The organism is Methanobrevibacter sp. (assembly GCF_045130115.1).
In the GTDB taxonomy this organism is placed as follows: domain Archaea; phylum Methanobacteriota; class Methanobacteria; order Methanobacteriales; family Methanobacteriaceae; genus Methanocatella.
In genome coordinates this window covers 16403-38366 of the sequence record NZ_JBGUPC010000040.1, presented here as the reverse complement: position 1 = coordinate 38366, position 21964 = coordinate 16403, and the positions used below count along the sequence as shown (strand labels likewise).

Here is a 21964-nt window from a genome sequence, read left to right as displayed (position 1 = left end):
AGTATGCATAAAGTTCGTGGAATACTAATTGGCCGTATGCAGCCTGTTCATAATGGCCATATGGAAGTTATCAAACAAATTCTTGATGAAGTTGATGAGATAATCATAGGTATTGGCAGCGCTCAGGTAAGTCATGAGCTCAAAGACCCATTTACAGCAGGAGAGCGTGTAGTTATGATGAGCCAGGCCCTTGCTGAAAGGGATATCGATTCGTCAAGATACTATATCATTCCAATGCAGGACATCAATTTCAATGCAATTTGGGTTTCCCATGTTAAAATGCTGACCCCTCCATTTTCAATTGTTTATTCAGGCAACTCTCTGGTTAAGCAGTTATTCCGTGAAGAGGGATATGAAGTCAGGCAGCCTCCATTATATGACCGTTTGCATTTGTCAGGAACTGAGGTTAGAAGACGTATTTTAAATGATGAAAATTGGGAGGAATTGGTCCCTAAAGCCAGCGCTGATTTGATTAATGAGATTGATGGTGTTGAAAGGTTAAAGAATTTATCAGTTAGAGAGGTAAGTGAATTATAACAATAGTTATATATCATGTTGAATATAATATATCACTTGGAGATGACACAATGGTTGTAAGAGTAATAGAAGCAAAAGAAGACAAAGTTACAATGGCAGACTTAATAGCCGGATTAAAAAAAGATACTAAAATTGATTATTCAGGTGCAATTTTTACTTTCGAAGGAATTGTACGCGGAAAAGAAGAAAACATGAATTTGGAAAAGTTAATTTTAACAACTCCAGACAAGGAAAAAACAAAAGAGGAAATCGAAAAGATCGTGGAAAACGCAAAGATAAAATATAACGTTCATGAAATATCCGTTGTTCACTATATCGGCGAGTTCTACACAGGAGACATGCTGTTTTTGGTTGCAGTGCTTGGTGCACACCGTGGAGAAACCCTTGATGCACTCAAAGAAGTTATTGAAACCGTAAAATATGATGTCGAGTTTAAAAAAGAGGAAATTTCCAAAGAAGGCACTAAAACCATATTGGCTGGAGGATAATTAATGCTATTTACAATTCTCAGATTAATTGTTTTATTCTTGATTATTTACGCAGTAATAAAAAATTTAAAGACACTCTTAAAAGCAGGAATAGTTATTTTTGTTATTCTGATATTATTAAGATTTATAGGATATTAATCCTAAAAATTTTAATAATTGATTCATGACTTGAACAAGTCATGCAAATCTTATTTTTTTATAAACCCCGGATGAAAAAAAGATAATATTTTTAATTTATTTTCCTATAATTACTTCAGTAGATTTGATGATTGCAGTAACATCATCGCCTTCAACTAAACCTAATTTTTCTGCAGACTCTTTGGTAATAACAGCAGTAATAGTGTTAGGTTCGGTTACTTCAATTTTAATGTTTGCCATTACAGCACCTTTGTCAACACCGACAATTTTGCCTTCTAATTGATTTCTTGCACTAAGTTTCATATCAAACACTCCTAATCTATTTTCCTATAATTACTTCAGTAGATTTGATGATTGCAGTAACATCATCGCCTTCAACTAAACCTAATTTTTCAGCGGATTCCTTAGTTATAACAGCTGTAATTGTATTAGGTTCTGAAATTTCGATTTTAATATTAGCCATAACGGCTCCTAGTTCTACATTTGTAATTTTACCTTCTAATTGATTTCTTGCACTAAGTTTCATTTTTTCACCTCAATGTGTTTTACACAATATAATGTTATATCGAATTGTATATAAATGTTTCGTTTTTTGGCAAATAAAGAATTTTTAAGTCGATTACCTGAAATGCTTCATATCGAAAAAGGAAGTTTTAATAATGAGGATGACGAATATAATAATTATGAATATTGAATTAGAATCAATTGGCACCATCCATACCGAATTCAAAAAAATAGAAGGCATGCCAATTCAGCCAACAGGCGCAAAAGGAATAAAGGGAACAATTGAAATCAAGGACAAATATGTAGACGGCCTAAAAGATTTAGAAGAATTTTCACACATTCATTTAATATATCTGCTTCACAAAGTGGAGGGATACCTGCTTGAAGTAAAGCCATTCATGGACAATGACACCCACGGGGTATTTGCAACAAGATCTCCAAAAAGACCGAACAGAATCGGAATGAGCGTGGTAAAAGTAAACAAGGTGAAAGGAAATACCATCCATATAGAAAACGTTGACATATTAGACGGAACACCACTTCTTGACATCAAGCCATATGTGCCCCAATTATATGAAGATACAATTGATGAGCTAAAAATAGGATGGTTTGAAACCAAACACCAAAAGGCAAAATCACAAAAATCAGATGCCCGATTTAAATAAATTAAAAATAGAAAAATTAGAAGCTATAAGTTGTTTATAGCTTCAGTAATTAATTGAATTGTATTTTCAATATCGTCCATACTACATACACTTACAGGAGTGTGTATGTAACGGGTAGGAACTGATAAAACGCCTGTAGGGATTCCTTCACGGGTCAGGTGTATTGCAGTTCCGTCAGTGGTTCCGCCATCACTTACCTCTAATTGATATGGAATTTCGTTTTCGTCCCCTGCGCTAATAAGCATGTCCTTAACTGATTGTTGGGTCAAAATTCCCCTTCCGCTGGCATCTGCCAAAATAATTGCCGGACCTTTGCCCATTACAACAGGTGCCTCTTCCGGTTTGATTCCAGGGTGGTCACCTGATAATGTTACGTCAAGTGCAATTGCAAGGTCAGGATTCAATTTGAAAGCAGAAGTTTTAGCTCCCTTAAGGCCAACCTCTTCCTGTACGGTACCTACGCCATAAACGGTTGCTCTGGTGTCGACTCTTTTTAGAACTTCCATCATCACATAGCAGCCTACACGATTGTCCAGAGCCTTACCCATAATCAGATTATTTGGATATTCGGCAAAGAGTGAGTTGAAAGTCATCTTATCTCCGATTCTCACCATTTTTTCTGCTTCTTCTTTGTCTTTTGCCCCAATATCAATGAACATGTCATCAGATTTAACAACCTTTTTTCTCTCTTCAGGACTTGTTACATGTGGCGGTTTTGAACCGATTACTCCAACAATAGGCTCACCGACTGAAGAGTGGACAGTTACAGTTTGGTTCATCAACATTTGGTCATTAATTCCGCCAATATTTGAGAATTTAATAAAACCGTTATCATCAATGTATCTTACCATTAAGCCAATTTCATCCATATGGGCAGCAAGCATTACTTTAGGTGCCTTTTTTTCACCTTTTTTAGTTGCAATGAGGTTTCCCATACTGTCAGTTTCGATTTTATCGGCTACATCTTTTAATTCGCGTGTAATAATTTCAGCTATTTTTTCTTCACTGCCGGATACACCCGGTGCTAAAGATAGCTCTCTCATTAATTCCATCGTATCACCAAATTATTTTTATTAATTTAATAATATTAAATAGTTTCTATAGAATATAATATAGGTGATAATATGTCAATTGTCGAAATATTTTTTAGTCCTTCAGGGACTAGTCAAAAGGTAGCAGACCAAATAGCATGTAATTTTAGCCAAGAAAAGGAGAATTGCAACTTATTAATTTTTAAATCTGAAAAACAATTAGAAAGTGATGATATTGCAATCGTAGTGATGCCCGTTTTTGCCGGAAGAATTCCAAAAACTGCACGTGAGAGATTATCAAAAATCAAAGGAAATGACACCCCTGCAATTGCAGTCGTTAACTACGGTAATGCACATGTAACTGATTCCCTACTCGAATTAGTCGATTTATTAAATGAAAATGGATTTAATGTAATTGCCGCCGCATCAACAATCTCCCATCATTCAATTTTTGACGGCGTTGCAGTCGGAAGACCGGATGATAGCGATTTGGAAAAAATTGATGAATTTTCTAAAAACTGTATTGAAAAACTGGAATCCGCAGAATCATTGAAATCTGAAATTCCTGGAAACAGACCATATACTGATTATAAGCAGTTGCCATTTGAAATAAGCTGTGATGAGACTTTATGTGCATTCTGTTATGATTGCGTTTCAATCTGTCCTGAAAAGGCAATTCCTGAAGACGATCCGATTGAAACAGACCTGGACATCTGCTCAAGATGTACAGCCTGCATTTCAATTTGTCCTGAAAATGCCCGTAAGTTTTCCGGAGATGCTTTTGAAGCGAAAAAACCTGCTTTTGAAGAAGCCAATAGCGAAAGAAAAGAGCCTGAATTCTATTTATAGATTCATTCTCTTTTTGGCAACTTCCCTTACATATTCGTTTTCATCATTGATTGAAATATCCTTTAAAACCTTTTTACTTACTATCTTTTTAACAGCAACTTCACGAATTCTCCAGGATGGGGCGTTTCTTGCAATGTCAGTCAACATCTTTTGATTTTTGATTAAAGATACTGCTCTTACAGATATGTTTTCAGATATGCCCTGCTCATAGATTTTAAATAAACATTTTTCAACTTTGATTTTATTCAATGCCTTAAGGGAGAATTCCTCGTCCTCATTTGCAAGGACAATCCGGATTAATGTTTCCAAATCGTCAATATTGTCTAGAGTGGCTTTGCTTATAGAATCCAATTTGGCATTTTTCAAAATATCTATGAAGTTTTTCTCTTCAGTGATGTGATTTAAGGCTTCGATAGCCACATCTTCATGAGTTGAATTGATTGCAACATACGTAAAATCATCTTCACTTGTCAATGCAGGGTTTGTAATTGCATGATTTCTTACAAACTGGTCCTCATCTTCAAGGGCTATCTTAATAAGGTCTTCAGGATTGGAAATGTTTTTTACTGCAATCTGGCGGACAAACCTGTCCTCATCAGATGAGATTACCTCCAACAATGCATTTTCATCGGTAATCTTTTTAACAGCTTCACTTCTGACAATCTTATCAGCGTCATTTAAAGCTATTTGTTTTAATAAATCTTCATCATCCAGTTTCTGAACCAAATCCAATCTTACATCTGCTTTTTTTGAATTCAGAGCAATGTCCCGTAAAATATTTATATCATCAATCTTGTCAAAAATTAGGGTTCTTATCTTCGCATTATCTTCAGTCAGTGCGATATTCTCCAGACATTTGTCGTCTTCAATCTTTTTGACTGCTGCAATCTTAACAGATTCATCCTTATCCTCAATTGCTACCTTTTGAAGCATCTCTTCACTGACGAATGTTTCCTTTTCCACACATGCCTTTCTTATTGATTTGTCCTTTGCTTTAAAGACCAAATCATATAATACTTCTTCATCATCGATTTTTTCAACAGCAGCGTTTCTGTATTTTTTATCCTGAGCATCAATTGCAATCCATTCAAGTGTCTTTTCATCAACCACTTTCTCAAATATCTCATCGACATGAGGATTCTTTTTTGTATTTATTACAACTTCAGCAATTGACTTGTTGTTTTCGCCAAGCCTTTCCCACGCAAAGCTTCTCACATCAAAAAATTGAGAGTTTTCAGCCGCATCCCTAAGCAACTTTTCATCTTTAATATTATTTATTGCAATTAACCTGATTGCACGGTCCTTAACATTTTTAGCCAAATCCAGTGCAACATACTGGTCCGTAATCTGGTCAGCTGCTGCAGCCCTCTCATATCTATCTTTACTGTTTATGGCTATGTCTTTTAAGAGTAGTTGATCCTCATCAATTTCCAAATCATCAGGAATGACTTTCTCCTCAATCGGTTTTTTCTCTTTTTTGCTATCGCTTTTCTTGAATCTGTCAAATAATCCCATTTTAATTTACATCCCTATACATTTTATCTAAAAAACTTGCAAGCGAAATAATATCTTGGGCATTGTGCTCTATTATTGGCACTACGGGACCTATATTATTCTCTTCTAAATAAGTATCATAATATCCTGGAATATATTGTCCTGGAACGTCTCCAATACGTTTTATTCCAAACAATTCCTTTTCTATTGTTTGCAGTTGGCAATTTGGCAGCTTTTCACCCCACAGATTTTTTGCAAAATACATCAAATCCAGATGGGGCAAATCCAAATTGGCATCAATCCTATTGTATCTACATCTATTTTTTATGAAAGGTACATCAAATGTTTTTCCATTGAATGTTACATGAATGGAATCCTCATCCAAATGAGACAGATAGGCATCAATTATATTTGCCTCTTCTGTATAGTCCCTTAGGAAATATTGTGACGCTTGGATAGAATTCCCCTTAATTTCTGCAACTCCTATCAATATTATAGGAACATTAGATAATCCTTTAGTCTCTATATCCATGAATTTGAAGTTTTCCTTATCCGTCAAACTGATGCTTTTAATTACATTATCCCTACACTTTTTAGAGTATCTGTTGCTGTCCAAAAGATCCATGATTTCGCAAAAGGACAGTTCATCCAAATTTTCTAAAAACTTTGATGCCGAATCCCCATACCTGTCATGATTTCTAAGGGATTCTATTGTATCAAAACCCTTATTCTTAAGATTCTGTTCTGTTTTAAGACCTATTTTCGGCAGCAATTTTAAATTATTGTTAATTTGATGCTTGAAGTTATTGTCTTCAATATTGAAGTTTATTTTTTCCCTTTTGGTTATTTTCAATACGTCCCCAAATGATGATGTGGATATTTTGCAATCCATTATGTCTTTCAGTGATTTGTCCTCATATTCGATTAAGAGTTTTTCCTTTAAATCCCGATAATAAGAGGGGGACAGCTTTCTCGCCTTATTTTTTGCAGTTTCTGATGGATTTTGTGAGCTTATGGAATTGGATAATGATTTTCTTAAATATTCCTCAAAATTATAATCTTGCATCATTCAATTAAACTTTATAAATTCCTTAATATAAAGCTTTTTAATAAAGTATACTTGAATTTTTATAAATTATAATAAAATTTATATATAGTAAATTTCAAATAATATAATTGGCTACAAAGTAGCCTAGAGATAGATAAAAACAGCCAAATTTTAAAATTCATTTCTCTAAAAGCTTGTGAAAACAAGTCGGTAGATAGTTAATTATTTTAATTATCTACCCAACAACCTAAAACTATTTTTTGATTAAAAGCAATTAAACTGTTAAAAAACCTTAGAAAAGTATTTAATATTTTAAGCTAAAAATATAATTAATTAACATTTAAGGTTTTAAAATGAAACTGAAATTATGCATAATGTGCGGAATTCTAATATGGATTATAACTTCATTATCTACAGCAATTTTTAACCCCATATTCAATCCTAATCTTCCCCAAGTCAACATAATTACACCAATTGTTACAATTGTTGCAACTGTATTCTTTGGGATAATTTACATCAGGAACATAGAAAGCAATGAAGTTGTTGAAGGAATTCTGGCTGGAATACTCTTTGTCATTATTGACATTATTCTAGATTCAGCCTTTTCAATGATACCACATATGGGGAGATTAATTACAGGACCATATCCTTTGCATATTATTTCCATAGGCATTCTAACATTATTAATAACAACATTATTGGGGTATTTAGCTCAAATGAATATTGATTTAAAATAGGAGATAAAATATGATACCAAAATCACATCCAAGGTACGAATCATTATTATTAAGAGACAAAATCGTCAAAGCATCAAAAGAAGGCTATTTAGCCGAATCAGCCATGATAGCTCATGGCCGAGGCGAAGCATTTGATTATCTAATTGGCGAACGTACGACTCATCCTGCAAAAAGAGCGATGTATGTGGCTGTAGCTGCACTGCTTTTATCAAACAACCCTGTGATTTCTGTCAATGGAAATGCAACCGCTCTTGCATGCGATGAGATTATCGAACTGGCCAGAAGTGTTAATGCAAAAATTGAAATTAATTTATTCTATAGAACCGACGATAGAGTAAAAATAATTACTCAACTATATAAAGACCATGGATATAAAGAAATTTTAGGATCATTAGATGATGATATGGAATATTTGAATGAAATTAAAAATAGCAGGTCTTCAGCAAGTAAAACTGGAATATACATTGCCGACACCATACTTATACCATTAGAAGATGGCGACAGAGCAGAAATACTTAAAAATAGTGGAAAAAATATAATAACCATTGATTTGAATCCACTATCTAGAACTTCCAAGATGTCTGATGTGTCAATTATGGACAATATTGTTCGTGCAATACCCTACATGACAAAAATAGCTGAAGATTTAAAAAATCAAGATAAAGAAATATTAATGCAATTAGTTAATGAATTTGACAACGAGGAAAACCTTAAAGAATCATTAGCGCAAATAAGAGTAAAAGAGTGAAAAAATGCAAGTAATGGGAATATCTGGTATGCCAGGTTCTGGCAAAAGTATAGTTTCTGATATGGCAACTGAAAAAGGAGCGCTTATTGTCAGTATGGGCGATATTGTAAGAGAAGAAGCTAAAAAAAGAGGAGAAAGTAGCAAAGAAACTGCTAAAAATCTCAGAGCAGAACATGGACAATACATAGTGGCAGAACTTACAATTAAAAAAATTAAAAAAATTCAAGATGAAGGCATTGAAAAACTAATAATCGTTGAAGGCATAAGAAGCCCTCACGAAGTGGAGATGTTTAAAGAAAACTTCGATAACTTTATTATCCTTTCAGTCTTTACAAATCCAAAAATACGTTTTGAAAGATTGAAACTCAGAATGAGAGAAGATGATTCTCAAGACTACGCCGAATTCAAAAAAAGAGACGATACAGAATTAGGTTTTGGAATTGGAACAGTAATTGCACTTTCAGATAAGCTCATTATCAATGAAAGTGATTTGGAAAGTTTTACCGAAAAGATTGATGAATATTTCAGTGAAATCGGTATATAATTACTTTTCTTTTAAAACAGCATCTTCGATGATAAAAACACCACTGTCAAGATGCCATTCCTTTTTATATTTTAATATTTCAAGTCTTTTTTTAAAAATAGGTCCATCAATAGCCAAAGTTTCGGCCTCGCCCCCTTCAAAAGCAATGTCAACATGATATTTTTCATTAAGTTTCACAAGCTCATCGATTGCTTTTTCATCAATTATTCGTCCAAGCCAGGATTCATCCAATCCCCATGCAGCGACACCGCAAATCATTATTTTAAAACCTAATGAAACAATTTTGTTCATGTACTCCAGTTCATCCACATGCCAATAAGGAGACACTATTTTCAAGCCCACTTCATCGCCCAATTTTTCAATTCTGGACTTCTGATAAACGGAATAAAGTGCACCAGTGTATATTGCCTCAACACCTAAATTTTTAAGATCAACAAAAGCAGCCTTCAAATCTTTAAGTTCCTCTTCCTTAACGCCATCAGTTTCAACAGACATTATAGGAATATCCATCGCTTCTGAAAGCAAATCAGTGACATGAATGTTGGGAACATGAAACATATACGATTCATCATTTTTAGATTTCATTGAAAGAAGATATTTTACATCTTCTTTCGCTTCTAAAGCGGCAAAAACAGCCATAGTGCTGTCTTTACCTCCTGAAAATAAAATCGCTACATTCATATTATCTTTTACGTTTGGTTTTCATTGATTTCCTAAATCTTCTGTATGCTGGAACAACGCTATCCATATAAATTCCAATCAATGCTACAATAACACCAACACCACCACAAACCAATGTAAATTCAAGGTTAGACAACATTGAGGAGTTTGTGTTATTTACTGTATTCTGGACTGGCCCTTCAATACTGCTTGCTACAATTCCTTTATCAAGCAATGCTTTTTCAAAATCATCCAAATGAGATGAGTCAACAACTAAAACTGCATGAATCTGTGCATAGGATAGTGTTTCACCATACACTAATTTAAACCAATCTGAAAAAGTTTTTAAAGCTTCGGTAGATGTGTAATTATCTGCCAGCTCAATATTAATTCTATCTGATGTTACATTATAATTCTTATAATTGCTGTCAATATTTCCAACTATCTCTTCAAAATAATCGTGCTCTACTTCATTAAAATGCCACATTGGTATCGAGATAGATGTTTCATCAAATGATTTGAAACCCTCCATGGCAGACACATCACGCCTAAGGGCATCTGTATCGACTGAAGATGACAAATCAAGATATAATGTTTCTTTATTATTAGGCATGCTTTTTTCAAAAGAACTTGCCAAATCGGGCACTTCTTCATATATTGGCTGTAAGAAGAATGCTCCTCCAATTGCACCAATTAAAAAAGCCACCGCCAAAACTAATAAAATTTCACGTCTTGGCATGTATCTTCTTATCATTCCTATTGAAAAAACAAAAACCATCATTATAATAAATAAAACAATGTAAATTATTGCACTTAAAATATCCATATATTTCACACGCCATTTAAAAGTATATTTAAATATTAAATTATAATACTTAAAAAACTTTGTATGAAATAGGGTTATTTAACATATATCTGCATATTTTCAGTATTTTCAGGCCATTCCACAATTATTGAATTTTCACCTCTTCTTAAATAAATATCAGATTTTTCAAGAGTTGACTTGAAATATATTTTTTCAGATTTTTGTTGGCCCCCATTGAGCTTTAAGTTGCATGAAATATAGTTATTTGCAACATTAACCTTCAAATCTTTTGATGAAACTACATGGACCATTTGTTTTGATCCCTGACCCTGCCCATAAACTTCCTCGATGGCTTGGGATATTTTTGACAAATCCGATTTTGCACTTAAGGTATCCGATACATCCAATGTATTTCCAATCGTTAAATCAGCCAAAGGCAAAGTAAAAACAATCAGTAGCATTAATGATATTGCAAATATCAATAGATATTCAAGTGAAACCTGTCCTTTGTCATCATGCATATTTACACCACCAAAACCAGATTTTTTGTAAACAACATTATTATGTCCCCATAAAATACCGCTATCATCAATCCTGCAAAAATTGCCGGAGTGAACGGATATGAAATTTTTATTGAGATGTACTTGCCGATAAATCCCTGAGTACTCATTATCTTTATAAGATACATATCCTTTTCAGTTATTCCTCCAGCACTTATGGATTTAAAATAATATTTTCCTTCACCACTTTTACTTTCAAAAACTTCTAAATTGCCGTCAACATCCTTTATTAACTCAATAATATATTTGTCATCGAAATAATAATCATTCACAATATTTCCTTCCTTTAAGTCTTTAATTGGTATTGTCCTATTTAAAGTTGAATGGATTATCTTTCTTAAATTCTCAATATTCAGCAAGGTTATCAGATAAAATGGGTGATTCTTAAATACATCATTTTTAATAATTAGGTGACCGACAAATATCAGCAAAAATGGAAATGAAACAAGAATACTGTTTACAACAACACTGAATGAAAATGGATATATTGACAGTTGAGGAAAAATATTCAAAAAATCAATATTTAGTCCAGTTGGTATTACTGTAGCAATTGCAGTGAATAACCTTACATCGCCACCACCCCACATTTTCAATTTCCATAACAAATAAGTTATAGCATATGTGATAAACATTGAAATAAATGAAGCTAAAATGAATTTAACGTTACTTGTAATTAATGACAAAACCAAATTTGATAACAATCCAAACAACGCCAGGACATAACATAATCTGTTGGGAACAATATTATCTCGAATATCATAAATTGATGCCAAAATACAAAATATCATTGTAATAACTATTTGAATCAAAAATATAGTACTAAAATTCATGATAGTACTATTATAACTCAAAATATATTAATTAGATAGAAAATAAACTCGTTAAATTGCTTTTGACTTGTAAAATTGCAAAAAAAATAGAAAAATTAATTTTTAGAAAACTCATAAATAGCTTCTAAAAATGCTTTAAATAATGGATGTGGCCTATTAGGTCTTGATTTAAATTCCGGATGGAATTGACATCCAATAGCCCAAGGGTGATTTGGCAATTCAACAATTTCCACTAAAAAGTCATCAGGACTTGTACCGGAAATTATTAAACCTTTTTCCTGCAAATCATCTCTGAAATCATTGTTGAACTCATATCTATGCCTGTGACGTTCTTCAATATCGATTTCACCATAGGCCTCATAGGTTTTGGTTCCTTCGATGATTTTACAGTCATATGATCCCAGACGCATAGTTCCGCCCATGTTTTTGATTTTCTTTTGCTCTTCCATCATGTCGATAACAGGGTATTTCAAATTGTCATCGAATTCGGAACTGTTTGCATCAGGATAACCGTTTCTTCTTGCAAATTGGGTCACCATGGACTGCATTCCAAGGCAGATTCCAAACAATGGAACATTATTTTCAATTGCATAATCAATAGCATCCAATTTACCTTCAAAACCACGTTCTCCGAAACCGCCAGGAATCAATATACCGTCATACTTACTTAAAGCATCCTGGTCCAATTCCTCAACATCTGAACTTAAATATTGGATATTGGCCTTTACGCCTATGCTGGCCGCTGCATGAAGCAGAGATTCACGGATACTGATGTATGAATCTTCAAGTTCAACATATTTTCCAACAATACCGATAGTGACCTGAGGATCAGTGATTCTTAAAGATTTGACAATTTCAGCCCAATCATCCAATTTTGAAGAATCGGCTTCAACATCCAGACCTATCCTATTAACGATTAGCTCTCCTATGTTGCGCTCTTCCAAAACAAGAGGAACTTCATAGATTGTTCCGGCATCAGGAGTGTTAACCACAGCTTTAACATCAACATCACAGAAATGAGCAACTTTTCCAAGTAAAGCATCATCAATGTGGACCTGTGATCTGCATACAATAACATCAGGATTTATACCGACACTTCTTAGCTCTTTTGTAGAGTGTTGGGTAGGTTTGGTTTTGAATTCTCCAGCTGCATTTAGGTAGGGGATAAATGTAACATGGACAAACATGACGTTTTCTCTGCCTTCCTCATTTCTGAGTTGTCTTAAGGCTTCAAGGAAAGGTTGGCTTTCAATATCTCCGACAGTACCTCCAAGTTCTACAAGAACTACATCATAATCTGCACTTTCAGAATTTTCCCTAATCATCTCTTTAATACGATTAGTGATATGAGGAATAACCTGTACACATTCTCCAAGATATCCTCCTTCTCTTTCTTTGGCAATTACAGATTCATAAACCTTACCGGTAGTAATATTTGCAATTCCGTCAAGTTCAACATCTAAAAATCTTTCATAGTGACCTAAATCCAAGTCGGTTTCCATACCATCATGAGTTACGAATACCTCACCATGCTGATATGGATTGAGTGTTCCAGAATCCCAGTTCAAATACGGGTCTATTTTAATAGCTGAAACTTTTAAACCATAAGATCTTAAAATTCTTCCCATAGAAGCAGATGTTATACCCTTTCCTATGGAACTAACTACCCCACCAGTTATAATAATATACTTTGTCAGAAAAATCCTCTCCTAATTAAAATTACATTTATAATTTTAGTAATTCATAATATATAAAAATTTATTTGAGGTAAAAATTGCTTAAAAAAGGACAAAATCAATATGTTAAAATCCTGAATAATTTTAATTTAAAAAAAATGATAAAATGATTATCGTTAATGCAGATTTACCAATGAAAGAAGAAAAAAAAGATGCAGTAATTAAACAGACCTAAATATTGATAAATAATTCCATAATCCGTGAAGGAAACAAACCTATATCATGATGTCATTGACGTTTAACTTATTTTCATCGATTAATGGGAAATCCAAAAATCCCTTCAGGTACACATGCAAGCACGGAATTCATCGAATTCGTCAAAACCAATGAAAAAATCCTTTACAGCACATTTAATCATCAACTCATAGTTGATAATAAATTGAATGAATCTAAGTTTTTTTTAATATCTCCTGTTTCTCCAGTTATTCAGTTTATTTGAAATGTCTCTTGATGTTTCATCAAACTGAAACTGACCTTCATCGCCATAATTTGCAAAGCTGTGGGACTGGACAAAGTCAAAACAGGAATCGTTAGGTTCGGTCTGCCCATTGCCTCTTCTGCAATACATTCCATGAGCCCTTCCATATGGACTTACGCTCCAATAGGTGCAGTTCAGGCATATTTGATCCCCATTGTTTACCATTGAATCAAAATCAGGTTCCTCTTCAAATTCAAAATCCTCTGAATCATCATCCAAGTCATTGAAAAATTCAACACACTCATCACAATAGTTGTCCTCATCCAACTCGTTACCACAATTAGGACATTTCATATTAACCCCTAAATGTCTTAATGAACTCTTTTATATGCTCGTCACAAAATTCCCAAGTATGCTCCCCTGGAGCTCTAACAAAAGTGGCATCAATACCATTATCTTTTAAATAGTCATTAAAATCAGTATTCTTTTCGAATAAAAAGTCATCTGCTCCACAGGCCATGTAAATGTCCGGAATATTCGGACAGTTTCCAATCAATGCTTTCGGATCCATATCTGAACCTTCCAATTTATCCAAATCACCAAAAATTGACTCGTAAAAATCCCTAGAGCGCAAAACATTACTGTCATCAGTATAGTTTACAATATCATCTGTTATCAAGGCCGCAGATATCATTCCTATTTTTGAAAAGTTCTCATGATATTTCAAACCGTTTCTAATCGCACCATATCCCCCCATGGAAAATCCCGCAATGAAGGTATCCTCACGTTTGTGGGAAAGCGGAAAGATGTTTCTTGTAATGTCCAAGAGTTCCTGACCCACATATTCACCATAATATGCATGAGCCTTAGGATTGTCAACGTAAAAACTGTTTTCACCACAAGGAATTACAATAGCTATTCCATTGTCTTCGGCAAACTTCTGAATGGATGTATTTGCAAGAAATATGTCATCACTGCCGTAAAGTCCGTGAAGCAGATACAGAGTTTTGTAAGGCTTCGGAACAATCTCTTCTGTATCCTGTAAAAAGTGAATATTGTCCGCCGGCAATATTACGCTGATTGACGTACGTCTCTGCAGGCTTTTGCACTTAATGTCTCCTCTAAATAGAACCATAATATCACTATCCAAACTGTTTATCCACAGTAGATATCCGTTAATTATTTTTTAAAGTCATTCTATGTCCACAATTTGGTTATGAACATCGGACTTGCATCTTCTGCCTTTTCAAATCCACAATATTCATAAAATTTTGCTTCCACATCATATGCAACAACTACAATTCTCATATAATCTTTATAATGAGTCTTAACTTTCTCCACAAGTTCCTTTCCTATTCCCTTTAGCTGATAATCAGGATGAACAAGCAGATAATGCACATATGCATTCATTATCCCATCATCCATTACGCAAATCATTCCAACAAGCTTATCCTCATCCCATGCGGAGTAAACCGTTTCGAAGTTTTTCATTGCGATTACAAGCTTTTCAGGAAAATGGCCTGAAGACCATCCAACGGATAAAAACAAGTCCTGAAGCTCTTTTTTGCTAAATGTATGTGTGTTTTTGTATGTTATCTTTACTCTTATTTAAACCACCCTATATTCTGTCCATTTATTTGAGAAATATCTGTAAACGTAAATTGCCGCCCTAACATACCAATCGATAAACATTGCAATCCATGTTCCAAACACTCCAATGCCCATCCAATCGGCTATCACATATGAAAGGCCAATTCTGCATGCAAACATTACGGCCAAACTTATATACATCACTGATTTTGAATCTCCCGCACCCCTGAATGTTGCAGGTATTGTAAACGACAATGGCCATATTATTATTGCAAAAATACCATGCCAGATTATCATTTCACTAGCCATGGCTGCTGTTTGGGCAGACAGGTTGTAGATGCCTAAAATCAAAGGCAGTCCTGCAAATATCATGAGATTGATGACTATATGAGAAATGATTACTATAACTAAGCATTTCTTATTGTAATATCTGGCCTGTTCATAGTCATTTGCCCCAACACAATTTGATATCACAGCAGTAAGGCCCAGATTAATCGCAAACCCTGGCAGAACTGAAAATATTCCAATAGCATAACCGACAGAGTTTGCAGCTATTGCCATTGTCCCAAATGTTGAAACGATGCTTAAAACCAAAACTCTGCCCAATTGGAACAGTCCATTTTCAATACCATATGGAATGCCGACCTGTAATACCTTTCTAAGTATAACGAAGTCAAACTTATGTTTTAATGTCTTTTTAATATGTAATTTATAGTTATCGTCCACGGCAAAATACATTATCAAAACAGCGGCCAATGCCCTTGATATCACGGTTGGAATAGCCACTCCTCGAACATCCCATCCCAAATAGTAAATGCAAAATGCATTTCCGACAACATTAAATACATCACAAATGAGTAGGATTTTCATTGGAATGGTTGCATTGTTGGTTGTTCTGAAAATTGCAGCACCTGCATTATAAATGGCCAGGAATGGAATTGAAAGTGCAACAATATACAAATACATATCTGCATTTGCCCACACGTCCGCCTCGATTTGGCCGAACAGGATTCCAATCAGGAAGTGCCTTAACAGAACTACCAATATCATTAAAACCGTTGATAAGATAGTTGAAAACCAAACAAGCTGGGTTGCAGAATTTCGTGCCTTGTCAATCTGTTTGTCACCCAAATATTGCCCTGCTACAACAGCACCGCCCGTTGCAAGGGCTGAAAATGAAAAAATAAGAAGCTGAACTAAAAAGTCAACTAGAGAAACTCCTGAAATTGCCGCTTCACCTAATGAGGCTACCATTACTGAATCGGCAAATCCTACAAAGAATTCAAGCCCATATTCTATTAAAAGAGGAATGAATAGAGCAAGTAATGCCCTATTTGAATATAAGTATCCTTCAGGAGTTTTAAATATGTTCATAAATTATCTTATAAAGTTTGTGCGTGGTTTTTCTTCTTCGGTTATGGTTAAACCTTTCTCTTCACCTGCTTTCATGCATTCCAAGAAAAATGCCATGTTATGGGCCAATTGTCTCATTGTTCCCAATCCCTCTTCATCCTGCATTACCTCTTCAGGAGTGTTTCCATGAACCATATTCCAATAGAATGAGGAAATGATAGGCATTTGGCTGATTCCCAAATACTTGATTAATTGGTCATAAGTTGCAGTTGTACCGCCACGTCTTGCAGAGCAAACCACCGCTCCAGGCTTATGCTTAAAAGCTTCTCCATTAGCCCCATGTGAGTTTGAGTAAAATGCACGGTCCATAAATGAAGTCATGGATCCGTTTGCGCTGGCATAATAAACCGGTGAGCCGAATACGAAAGCGTCTGCATCATATGCCTTTTTAACAAATTCGTTTACAACATCATTGTCAAAAGTGCACTGCCCTTTCTCGCCGCATTTCATGCATGCGATGCAACCTGTTATAGGTTTTGTTTTAATCCAGAATATTTCTGTTTCAATGTCATGTGTTTTTAAGGTTTCCGCAACTTCTGTTAATGCAGTGTATGTGCATCCGTTCTTATGCGGGCTTCCATTTACCAATAATACTTTCATTTTAATAATCTCCATCAATCAATCTTTGAACTAACAAATGTCCTTTTTTGAATTCCAATGAACCTTTTTTAACGCCTTCCTCATCAAAGGATTCGCATTCGTCACCTTCGCGTTCGGAATCAAATATGACTATTGGCACATTGTCACGGGTGTGAGTTCCAACGCTTATCGGTGTCGGGTGGTCAGGCAATATTGCTCCCCTGTATGGTGAGCCTTCAAGACTTTCAATGATAGGACCAACAATGAACTCGTCAATCCTTTCAATAGCCTTTACCTTCTCGGCAGTATTTTGAGCATGACCCGCTTCATCAGGAGCTTCAATATGAATCAATAATAAATCAGTTTCCTTTAATGCTTCAATACCATATTCGCCTTTCTGCTTATAGTCAGTATCGAAATATCCTGTTGCTCCAGGAACATCAATAATGTTCATTCCAGCGAAGTTTCCGATACCTTTTAGAAGATCTACACCTGTGATTACTGAAGCGGTAATTCCGTAAGTCTCTTCGAAGTTAGGCAAGCTTGGAGTTACTCCTTGTCCCCATAGCCATACCATGTTAGCAGGAATTTCCCTTTTCTGATTGATTTCATGGTCTTTTAAGTATTCTCTTGCTTCGAACATTATGTTTTGAATCTCTTCAGCCAATTCGCATTCTCCAAACATGTTATCTACAAGATTTTCACCAACAATGTCATGAGGAGGCATTGTCTTGATGCTTGAAAGAATTTCTGCATCTTCTATACTGTCGCAGGAATATATGAACAAGTGCCTGTAGCTGACACCGGTGTAGAACTTGCCCTTAAAGTCAGGGTATTTTTCTGTAAAATATTCGTTCAGACCTTTCATCAGCATGTCTGCCTCTTCGGTGGAAATGTGGCCTGCATTAAAGTCATCCATTGCATCGCTTTCGCTGAATATTGTATTGCATCTGAATATAACATCTTCAGGTTTTGTCGGAATGCCTTCACTGCCTGCCTCTAAAGGTCCACGGCCGGTATAGTAGTCTGCAGGATTGAAACCGAAAATGCTCATATTTGCAACATCAGACCCCGGAGTATACTGTTCAGGAACATTGTTTGTAAAACCTCCAAATCCTTTTTTGGCTAATTTGTCAATATTTGGAGTATTAGCCACCATCAAAGGGGTTTTGCCATCCAATTCATCTACAGGGTAATCACTGGAACCATCAGGAATAAAAATTACATATTTCATATTATCAAAAAAAGAATAAAGAATTAGTATTTATTTTTTAAAATACTAATCAAGTCAGTCAACATCGCAGAAGCAGTTTCAAGGGAACCTGCTCCAAGTCCAATTACAGATACCTCATCAGCCAAATCGGTTTTGATTGTAGCCATGTTTAAGGTTCCGCTTACATCATAGGAACTTCCTCTTTTAACCAAACGAGGAGACACCTGCAGATTGTCAGGAGATACTTCAGCAATTAATTTTATCAGGTAATCGTCCCTTTTGGCCAGCTCGATGGCCTGAGAGTTAATTTTTGAAATACCTTCAACCTTAACGTCACTGTAGGTTGCATCAATTCCCAATAGGGAATTTGCCAAGATGACGGTTTTACAGGCTGCATCAATACCTTCAACATCCTGGGTAGGGTCGGTTTCTGCAATACCCAATTCCTGTGATTCTTTCAAGATTACTTCATATTCTGAACCTTCTGAAGTCATTCTTGATAAAATGTAGTTAGTGGTACCGTTCAGAATACCCTTGATTGATTTGATTTCGCAGGATGCAAGTGTATCTTTTGTGAAATTGATGATTGGCATTGATCCGCCAACACTGGCTTCATACTTAAATTCCACGCCAGCCTTTTCAGCTGCACCAACAACTTCCTTGAATTTTAAGGCCAAATGACCCTTATTTGAGGTTACAACATCCTTTCCCTGTTCAAATGCCTTCAAGGTTAGTGAAAGTGCAGGCTGTGCATCAACGATATTTGTAGGAGTTGCTTCTATAAGACAATCGTATTCAACTGCATCTAAAACATCTGCACCATTCTTATCAGACCCGAATTCAGGATATGCTGATAATTTTCCTTCTTCTTTTTTAGTCTTTACGAGTAATTCTTCATCTAAGCCATCTTGTGAGATTGCAGATGAAGATGAATCTGCTGCTGCAACTACCTTTACTGCAACACCAGTTTTATCCTTAATTAAATCTTTCTTCATGGAAAGGGCATTGGCAACACCTTGACCAACTGAACCGAATCCCATGATAATGACTTTACATTCATCCATAATAATCATCACTTAAACTTCATTAATCACTAGCAATTCTTTTTCCTCTGCAATTTCTGCAATCTTTTCAAATACTATTTGCTTTTTACCAATATCCGCTTCGATATTAATCAGTGCGGTGGATTTTTCCTCACCGTTTAATTTAATATCAAATGCCACAATTACAACACCTTCCAAGTCATTTATTCTGTCCATGGTGTCCCTTAAGTCTTGGTCTACAATGTGGCCAAAGAATATTGTAGTGATTGTTTCTTTCCTAACAACACCGTCTATTTCAATAATGCTAAATCCTAATTCTTCAAATCTGTCAACCACATTTTTAAGGTCTTCATGATCCCCTTCCAAAGTAAGTTGAACAGGAACTTTTCCATTTTCGTTTTTATAATCTCTTTTATGAATAACAGTTACTAAATTAGCGCCAAACACACTTATTGGTTCCAATGCTTTAACTAACTGTCCTGGAGAATCTAAAAGTTCTAGAACCAAGTTTATTCTCATATAAATCCCTCTTAATTTGTCCAATCAGCTCTTTTCACAATAAGATTTCCATCTTTATCAATATTGGCATTTCTTAATATTTTTTCAGGATTTTTCTCGTGAGCTTCGTCTTCACGTGTTAAATTTAAATTATCGGTAATGTACCAGGTTTCGTCTGAATCTGGAATATCTTCCAATATTTTTGAGAATTTTTCTATAATATCTTCTGCATCTTTTTCGATTGTCATTAATATAAACTCCTATTAATTAATAATATAATTGATTATGTTTTTTAACATTAATAAAGTTAAAGAAAAGTAGAATAATAATTTAAAAAAAATAAGTTAAAAGATATTATAAATATTGGGAAATGTCAGTGTCCTTAATGATTTTCTTTCTCAATATCTTGTCGATTCCGGTTCCGTATTGGGCTGCCTTTTTAGGTCTGTAGGCTATTTCATAGTCAAGGCCCTCTTCAAAAGCGATTTTACGCAAAATGCTTTTCCTCATATCATCATGCATTGAAACAATCTTTTTGTTGTCCGGAATATTCAGGACCAGCTCCACAAGATTCTTATCCAAAAACGGCAGTCTCAACTCAACGCCGTTAAGCATTGAGCATGCATCGTCCCTTTCAAGGTTTACATGATACATGTTGGACATGTCAACCCTCAAATCATAGTTGAGTGTACCGTCAACAAAGCTTTGAAGATAACGTTTGTATCCTCCAAAGAGCTCATCGGCACCCTGACCGGAAAATGCTACTTTAAGACCATCTTCAGCCACCATCTTAGTTGCAAAATATGTGGTGAGGCCAACGCCAACCTTCATCAGGTTATCATCGCCAATGGCTTTGACAACTTCAGGCAAAGCTTCGCGAACCATATCTTCAGTTACTTCGCAGATTTTCAAATCAAGATTAAGGAATTTTGATGCATAAATCGCAGCTTCAACATCCTTTGAGCCTTCAGCGCCAACTGCATAAAGAGTAACTTTCAGAGGAACATTTTCAGTAATCTCCTTTAAAAGCAATGCAAGATATGAACTGTCAAGACCACCTGAAAATATTACACCCAGCTCAGTCAAACCGTCAATTCTTTTGGAAACGCTTAACTTTAACATCTTGTCTATTTTAGATACATCACCTTCAAAGACCTTCTCATATATTGCCTGTGCAGGAGCTATATCCTCCCAGTTAAATAGGATATGTTCCGGCTTTAAGGTTTCGATTTCATCAAATCCAACTTCTTTCAAGGATTGTTTTGATGATGCAAATCCCTTCAAATCATCATTTTGTGCATAGAATAGTGGCTTCACTCCAAGAGGATCACGTACAAGCGCCAAGTTTTCACCATCCCAAACAGCAAATGCATAATCTCCATCAGCCAATCTGATTGCCATTTGGATAGCCTTGACAAGATCTCCCTTATTGTAACAGTCGATCAGGTAAAGAAGTGCTTCCGCATCTGATAATATCTCCTTTTGCACTCCCACTTTGGAAAGCAGATTGGTTATTGTCTTGAAATTATATATTTCACCGTTGAAGACCATAGTAAGGTTTTCATTTGATACAGGCTGTGGCTCTGAAACTCTATCATTCAAATCATAGATTGAAAGCAGGTTATGGCCAAAAGCTATCGGATAGGTGCCATCATCTTCAAATTCATCCAAATCAATGTCAGTGTAAATCTTATCCAAAAAAAGACCTGATGAATCAGGACCTCTGTTTTTTGAGGTTTTCAACATCTTAACAATATCATCCGCTTTTACGTTACCCTGAAGGCCTACTATTGAACACATGATATAATGTTATGAAATTAATAATACTTAAAATTT

General features: G+C 35.1%; 27 protein-coding genes. 7 read left to right on the top strand and 20 right to left on the bottom strand.

The window, feature by feature from the left end:
* Nucleotides 1-3: 3 nt before the first annotated feature.
* Nucleotides 4-537: a nicotinamide-nucleotide adenylyltransferase gene (locus tag ACJMML_RS06795; RefSeq protein WP_405306577.1), complete on the top strand. Its 534-nt coding sequence runs from the start codon at nt 4-6 to the stop codon at nt 535-537.
* Between the two features lie 50 nt (nt 538-587).
* Nucleotides 588-1025, top strand: coding sequence for a molybdenum cofactor biosynthesis protein MoaE (locus ACJMML_RS06790; RefSeq protein WP_405306576.1), 438 nt, complete (start codon nt 588-590; stop codon nt 1023-1025).
* A gap of 234 nt (nt 1026-1259) precedes the next feature.
* Here the strand turns inward: ACJMML_RS06790 and ACJMML_RS06785 are convergent, their stop codons facing one another.
* Complete coding sequence (locus ACJMML_RS06785; protein WP_405306575.1) at nt 1260-1466, bottom strand: molybdopterin-binding protein; 207 nt, start codon at nt 1464-1466, stop codon at nt 1260-1262.
* Nucleotides 1467-1482: 16 nt separating this feature from the next.
* Nucleotides 1483-1689: a molybdopterin-binding protein gene (locus ACJMML_RS06780; RefSeq protein ID WP_405306574.1), complete on the bottom strand. Its 207-nt coding sequence runs from the start codon at nt 1687-1689 to the stop codon at nt 1483-1485.
* Between the two features lie 157 nt (nt 1690-1846).
* Here ACJMML_RS06780 and tsaA point away from each other — a divergent pair, with 157 nt between their 5' ends.
* Entirely contained in the window at nt 1847-2332 is a 486-nt protein-coding gene (tsaA, locus tag ACJMML_RS06775; protein WP_405306573.1) for a tRNA (N6-threonylcarbamoyladenosine(37)-N6)-methyltransferase TrmO, read from the top strand.
* 23 nt (nt 2333-2355) lie between these two features.
* Here the strand turns inward: tsaA and ACJMML_RS06770 are convergent, their stop codons facing one another.
* The gene (locus ACJMML_RS06770) at nt 2356-3384 is read right to left on the bottom strand and encodes a M42 family metallopeptidase (protein WP_405306572.1); all 1029 of its coding nucleotides are present in this window, start codon (nt 3382-3384) and stop codon (nt 2356-2358) included.
* Nucleotides 3385-3456: 72 nt separating this feature from the next.
* On the opposite strand from ACJMML_RS06770, the gene ACJMML_RS06765 reads away from it, so the two are divergent.
* On the top strand, nt 3457-4212 hold the full coding sequence (locus ACJMML_RS06765; RefSeq protein WP_405306571.1) for a ferredoxin: 756 nt from the start codon (nt 3457-3459) through the stop codon (nt 4210-4212).
* On the opposite strand, the gene ACJMML_RS06760 is transcribed toward ACJMML_RS06765, so the two are convergent.
* Together ACJMML_RS06760 and ACJMML_RS06755 are read right to left on the bottom strand one after the other, a co-directional pair.
* Nucleotides 4207-5727 (bottom strand): HEAT repeat domain-containing protein, encoded by a 1521-nt coding sequence (locus ACJMML_RS06760; RefSeq protein ID WP_405306570.1) that lies wholly within the window; start codon nt 5725-5727, stop codon nt 4207-4209. The genes ACJMML_RS06765 and ACJMML_RS06760 overlap by 6 nt on opposite strands.
* A 1-nt stretch (nt 5728) precedes the next feature.
* Nucleotides 5729-6775 (bottom strand): ribonuclease H-like domain-containing protein, encoded by a 1047-nt coding sequence (locus ACJMML_RS06755; protein ID WP_405306569.1) that lies wholly within the window; start codon nt 6773-6775, stop codon nt 5729-5731.
* A gap of 332 nt (nt 6776-7107) precedes the next feature.
* Here ACJMML_RS06755 and ACJMML_RS06750 point away from each other — a divergent pair, with 332 nt between their 5' ends.
* The 3 genes from ACJMML_RS06750 to ACJMML_RS06740 are packed head-to-tail and all read left to right on the top strand — an operon-like array spanning nt 7108 to nt 8783.
* A complete protein-coding gene (locus ACJMML_RS06750) occupies nt 7108-7491 on the top strand; it encodes a hypothetical protein (RefSeq protein ID WP_405306568.1) in 384 nt (127 codons plus the stop codon).
* 10 nt (nt 7492-7501) lie between these two features.
* Complete coding sequence (locus ACJMML_RS06745; RefSeq protein WP_405306567.1) at nt 7502-8239, top strand: 4-phosphopantoate--beta-alanine ligase; 738 nt, start codon at nt 7502-7504, stop codon at nt 8237-8239.
* Nucleotides 8240-8243: 4 nt separating this feature from the next.
* Nucleotides 8244-8783, top strand: coding sequence for a nucleoside monophosphate kinase (locus ACJMML_RS06740; protein WP_405306566.1), 540 nt, complete (start codon nt 8244-8246; stop codon nt 8781-8783).
* Here the strand turns inward: ACJMML_RS06740 and ACJMML_RS06735 are convergent, their stop codons facing one another.
* The 15 genes from ACJMML_RS06735 to ACJMML_RS06665 form a co-directional block, all read right to left on the bottom strand.
* Nucleotides 8784-9464 (bottom strand): TIGR00289 family protein, encoded by a 681-nt coding sequence (locus ACJMML_RS06735; RefSeq protein WP_405306565.1) that lies wholly within the window; start codon nt 9462-9464, stop codon nt 8784-8786.
* Between the two features lies 1 nt (nt 9465).
* On the bottom strand, nt 9466-10224 hold the full coding sequence (locus ACJMML_RS06730; protein WP_405306564.1) for a hypothetical protein: 759 nt from the start codon (nt 10222-10224) through the stop codon (nt 9466-9468).
* A 119-nt stretch (nt 10225-10343) separates the two neighbouring features.
* Nucleotides 10344-10769: a class III signal peptide-containing protein gene (locus tag ACJMML_RS06725; protein WP_405306563.1), complete on the bottom strand. Its 426-nt coding sequence runs from the start codon at nt 10767-10769 to the stop codon at nt 10344-10346.
* 2 nt (nt 10770-10771) lie between these two features.
* The gene (locus ACJMML_RS06720) at nt 10772-11596 is read right to left on the bottom strand and encodes a prepilin peptidase (RefSeq protein WP_405306562.1); all 825 of its coding nucleotides are present in this window, start codon (nt 11594-11596) and stop codon (nt 10772-10774) included.
* Between the two features lie 137 nt (nt 11597-11733).
* Nucleotides 11734-13335, bottom strand: a complete 1602-nt coding sequence (locus ACJMML_RS06715) for a CTP synthase (protein WP_405306682.1) — start codon at nt 13333-13335, stop codon at nt 11734-11736.
* Between the two features lie 439 nt (nt 13336-13774).
* A complete protein-coding gene (locus tag ACJMML_RS06710) occupies nt 13775-14146 on the bottom strand; it encodes a hypothetical protein (protein ID WP_405306561.1) in 372 nt (123 codons plus the stop codon).
* Nucleotide 14147: 1 nt separating this feature from the next.
* Nucleotides 14148-14927, bottom strand: coding sequence for an alpha/beta hydrolase (locus ACJMML_RS06705; protein ID WP_405306560.1), 780 nt, complete (start codon nt 14925-14927; stop codon nt 14148-14150).
* A 62-nt stretch (nt 14928-14989) separates the two neighbouring features.
* Nucleotides 14990-15340: a GNAT family N-acetyltransferase gene (locus ACJMML_RS06700; RefSeq protein WP_405306559.1), complete on the bottom strand. Its 351-nt coding sequence runs from the start codon at nt 15338-15340 to the stop codon at nt 14990-14992.
* Nucleotides 15341-15400: 60 nt separating this feature from the next.
* Nucleotides 15401-16756: an MATE family efflux transporter gene (locus tag ACJMML_RS06695; RefSeq protein ID WP_405306558.1), complete on the bottom strand. Its 1356-nt coding sequence runs from the start codon at nt 16754-16756 to the stop codon at nt 15401-15403.
* A 3-nt stretch (nt 16757-16759) separates the two neighbouring features.
* Complete coding sequence (locus ACJMML_RS06690; protein ID WP_296872409.1) at nt 16760-17395, bottom strand: flavodoxin family protein; 636 nt, start codon at nt 17393-17395, stop codon at nt 16760-16762.
* A 1-nt stretch (nt 17396) separates the two neighbouring features.
* Nucleotides 17397-18608, bottom strand: coding sequence for a cofactor-independent phosphoglycerate mutase (locus ACJMML_RS06685; protein ID WP_405306557.1), 1212 nt, complete (start codon nt 18606-18608; stop codon nt 17397-17399).
* Nucleotides 18609-18631: 23 nt separating this feature from the next.
* Nucleotides 18632-19651, bottom strand: a complete 1020-nt coding sequence (locus ACJMML_RS06680; protein WP_405306556.1) for a homoserine dehydrogenase — start codon at nt 19649-19651, stop codon at nt 18632-18634.
* Between the two features lie 12 nt (nt 19652-19663).
* Nucleotides 19664-20149, bottom strand: coding sequence for an amino acid-binding protein (locus ACJMML_RS06675; protein WP_405306555.1), 486 nt, complete (start codon nt 20147-20149; stop codon nt 19664-19666).
* Between the two features lie 11 nt (nt 20150-20160).
* Complete coding sequence (gene gatC, locus ACJMML_RS06670) at nt 20161-20376, bottom strand: Asp-tRNA(Asn) amidotransferase subunit GatC (RefSeq protein WP_292603333.1); 216 nt, start codon at nt 20374-20376, stop codon at nt 20161-20163.
* A 106-nt stretch (nt 20377-20482) separates the two neighbouring features.
* Nucleotides 20483-21928, bottom strand: a complete 1446-nt coding sequence (locus ACJMML_RS06665) for a carbapenam-3-carboxylate synthase domain-containing protein (RefSeq protein WP_405306554.1) — start codon at nt 21926-21928, stop codon at nt 20483-20485.
* Nucleotides 21929-21964: the final 36 nt, after the last annotated feature.

What these genes read in the sequence shown, in the direction of transcription:
- ACJMML_RS06785 (WP_405306575.1), bottom strand. Translation starts at nt 1,466, where the DNA reads ATGAAACTTAGTGCAAGAAATCAATTAGAAGGCAAAATTGTCGGTGTT.
- ACJMML_RS06780 (WP_405306574.1), bottom strand. Translation starts at nt 1,689, where the DNA reads ATGAAACTTAGTGCAAGAAATCAATTAGAAGGTAAAATTACAAATGTA.
- ACJMML_RS06690 (WP_296872409.1), bottom strand. Translation starts at nt 17,395, where the DNA reads ATGAAAGTATTATTGGTAAATGGAAGCCCGCATAAGAACGGATGCACA.
- ACJMML_RS06705 (WP_405306560.1), bottom strand. Translation starts at nt 14,927, where the DNA reads ATGGTTCTATTTAGAGGAGACATTAAGTGCAAAAGCCTGCAGAGACGT.
- ACJMML_RS06720 (WP_405306562.1), bottom strand. Translation starts at nt 11,596, where the DNA reads ATGATATTTTGTATTTTGGCATCAATTTATGATATTCGAGATAATATT.
- ACJMML_RS06795 (WP_405306577.1), top strand. Translation starts at nt 4, where the DNA reads ATGCATAAAGTTCGTGGAATACTAATTGGCCGTATGCAGCCTGTTCAT.
- ACJMML_RS06695 (WP_405306558.1), bottom strand. Translation starts at nt 16,756, where the DNA reads ATGAACATATTTAAAACTCCTGAAGGATACTTATATTCAAATAGGGCA.
- ACJMML_RS06760 (WP_405306570.1), bottom strand. Translation starts at nt 5,727, where the DNA reads ATGGGATTATTTGACAGATTCAAGAAAAGCGATAGCAAAAAAGAGAAA.
- ACJMML_RS06675 (WP_405306555.1), bottom strand. Translation starts at nt 20,149, where the DNA reads ATGAGAATAAACTTGGTTCTAGAACTTTTAGATTCTCCAGGACAGTTA.
- ACJMML_RS06730 (WP_405306564.1), bottom strand. Translation starts at nt 10,224, where the DNA reads ATGATGGTTTTTGTTTTTTCAATAGGAATGATAAGAAGATACATGCCA.
- ACJMML_RS06770 (WP_405306572.1), bottom strand. Translation starts at nt 3,384, where the DNA reads ATGGAATTAATGAGAGAGCTATCTTTAGCACCGGGTGTATCCGGCAGT.
- ACJMML_RS06750 (WP_405306568.1), top strand. Translation starts at nt 7,108, where the DNA reads ATGAAACTGAAATTATGCATAATGTGCGGAATTCTAATATGGATTATA.
- ACJMML_RS06755 (WP_405306569.1), bottom strand. Translation starts at nt 6,775, where the DNA reads ATGATGCAAGATTATAATTTTGAGGAATATTTAAGAAAATCATTATCC.
- ACJMML_RS06735 (WP_405306565.1), bottom strand. Translation starts at nt 9,464, where the DNA reads ATGAATGTAGCGATTTTATTTTCAGGAGGTAAAGACAGCACTATGGCT.
- gatC (WP_292603333.1), bottom strand. Translation starts at nt 20,376, where the DNA reads ATGACAATCGAAAAAGATGCAGAAGATATTATAGAAAAATTCTCAAAA.
- ACJMML_RS06740 (WP_405306566.1), top strand. Translation starts at nt 8,244, where the DNA reads ATGCAAGTAATGGGAATATCTGGTATGCCAGGTTCTGGCAAAAGTATA.
- ACJMML_RS06685 (WP_405306557.1), bottom strand. Translation starts at nt 18,608, where the DNA reads ATGAAATATGTAATTTTTATTCCTGATGGTTCCAGTGATTACCCTGTA.
- ACJMML_RS06725 (WP_405306563.1), bottom strand. Translation starts at nt 10,769, where the DNA reads ATGCATGATGACAAAGGACAGGTTTCACTTGAATATCTATTGATATTT.
- ACJMML_RS06680 (WP_405306556.1), bottom strand. Translation starts at nt 19,651, where the DNA reads ATGGATGAATGTAAAGTCATTATCATGGGATTCGGTTCAGTTGGTCAA.
- ACJMML_RS06765 (WP_405306571.1), top strand. Translation starts at nt 3,457, where the DNA reads ATGTCAATTGTCGAAATATTTTTTAGTCCTTCAGGGACTAGTCAAAAG.
- tsaA (WP_405306573.1), top strand. Translation starts at nt 1,847, where the DNA reads ATGAATATTGAATTAGAATCAATTGGCACCATCCATACCGAATTCAAA.
- ACJMML_RS06710 (WP_405306561.1), bottom strand. Translation starts at nt 14,146, where the DNA reads ATGAAATGTCCTAATTGTGGTAACGAGTTGGATGAGGACAACTATTGT.
- ACJMML_RS06745 (WP_405306567.1), top strand. Translation starts at nt 7,502, where the DNA reads ATGATACCAAAATCACATCCAAGGTACGAATCATTATTATTAAGAGAC.
- ACJMML_RS06665 (WP_405306554.1), bottom strand. Translation starts at nt 21,928, where the DNA reads ATGTGTTCAATAGTAGGCCTTCAGGGTAACGTAAAAGCGGATGATATT.
- ACJMML_RS06790 (WP_405306576.1), top strand. Translation starts at nt 588, where the DNA reads ATGGTTGTAAGAGTAATAGAAGCAAAAGAAGACAAAGTTACAATGGCA.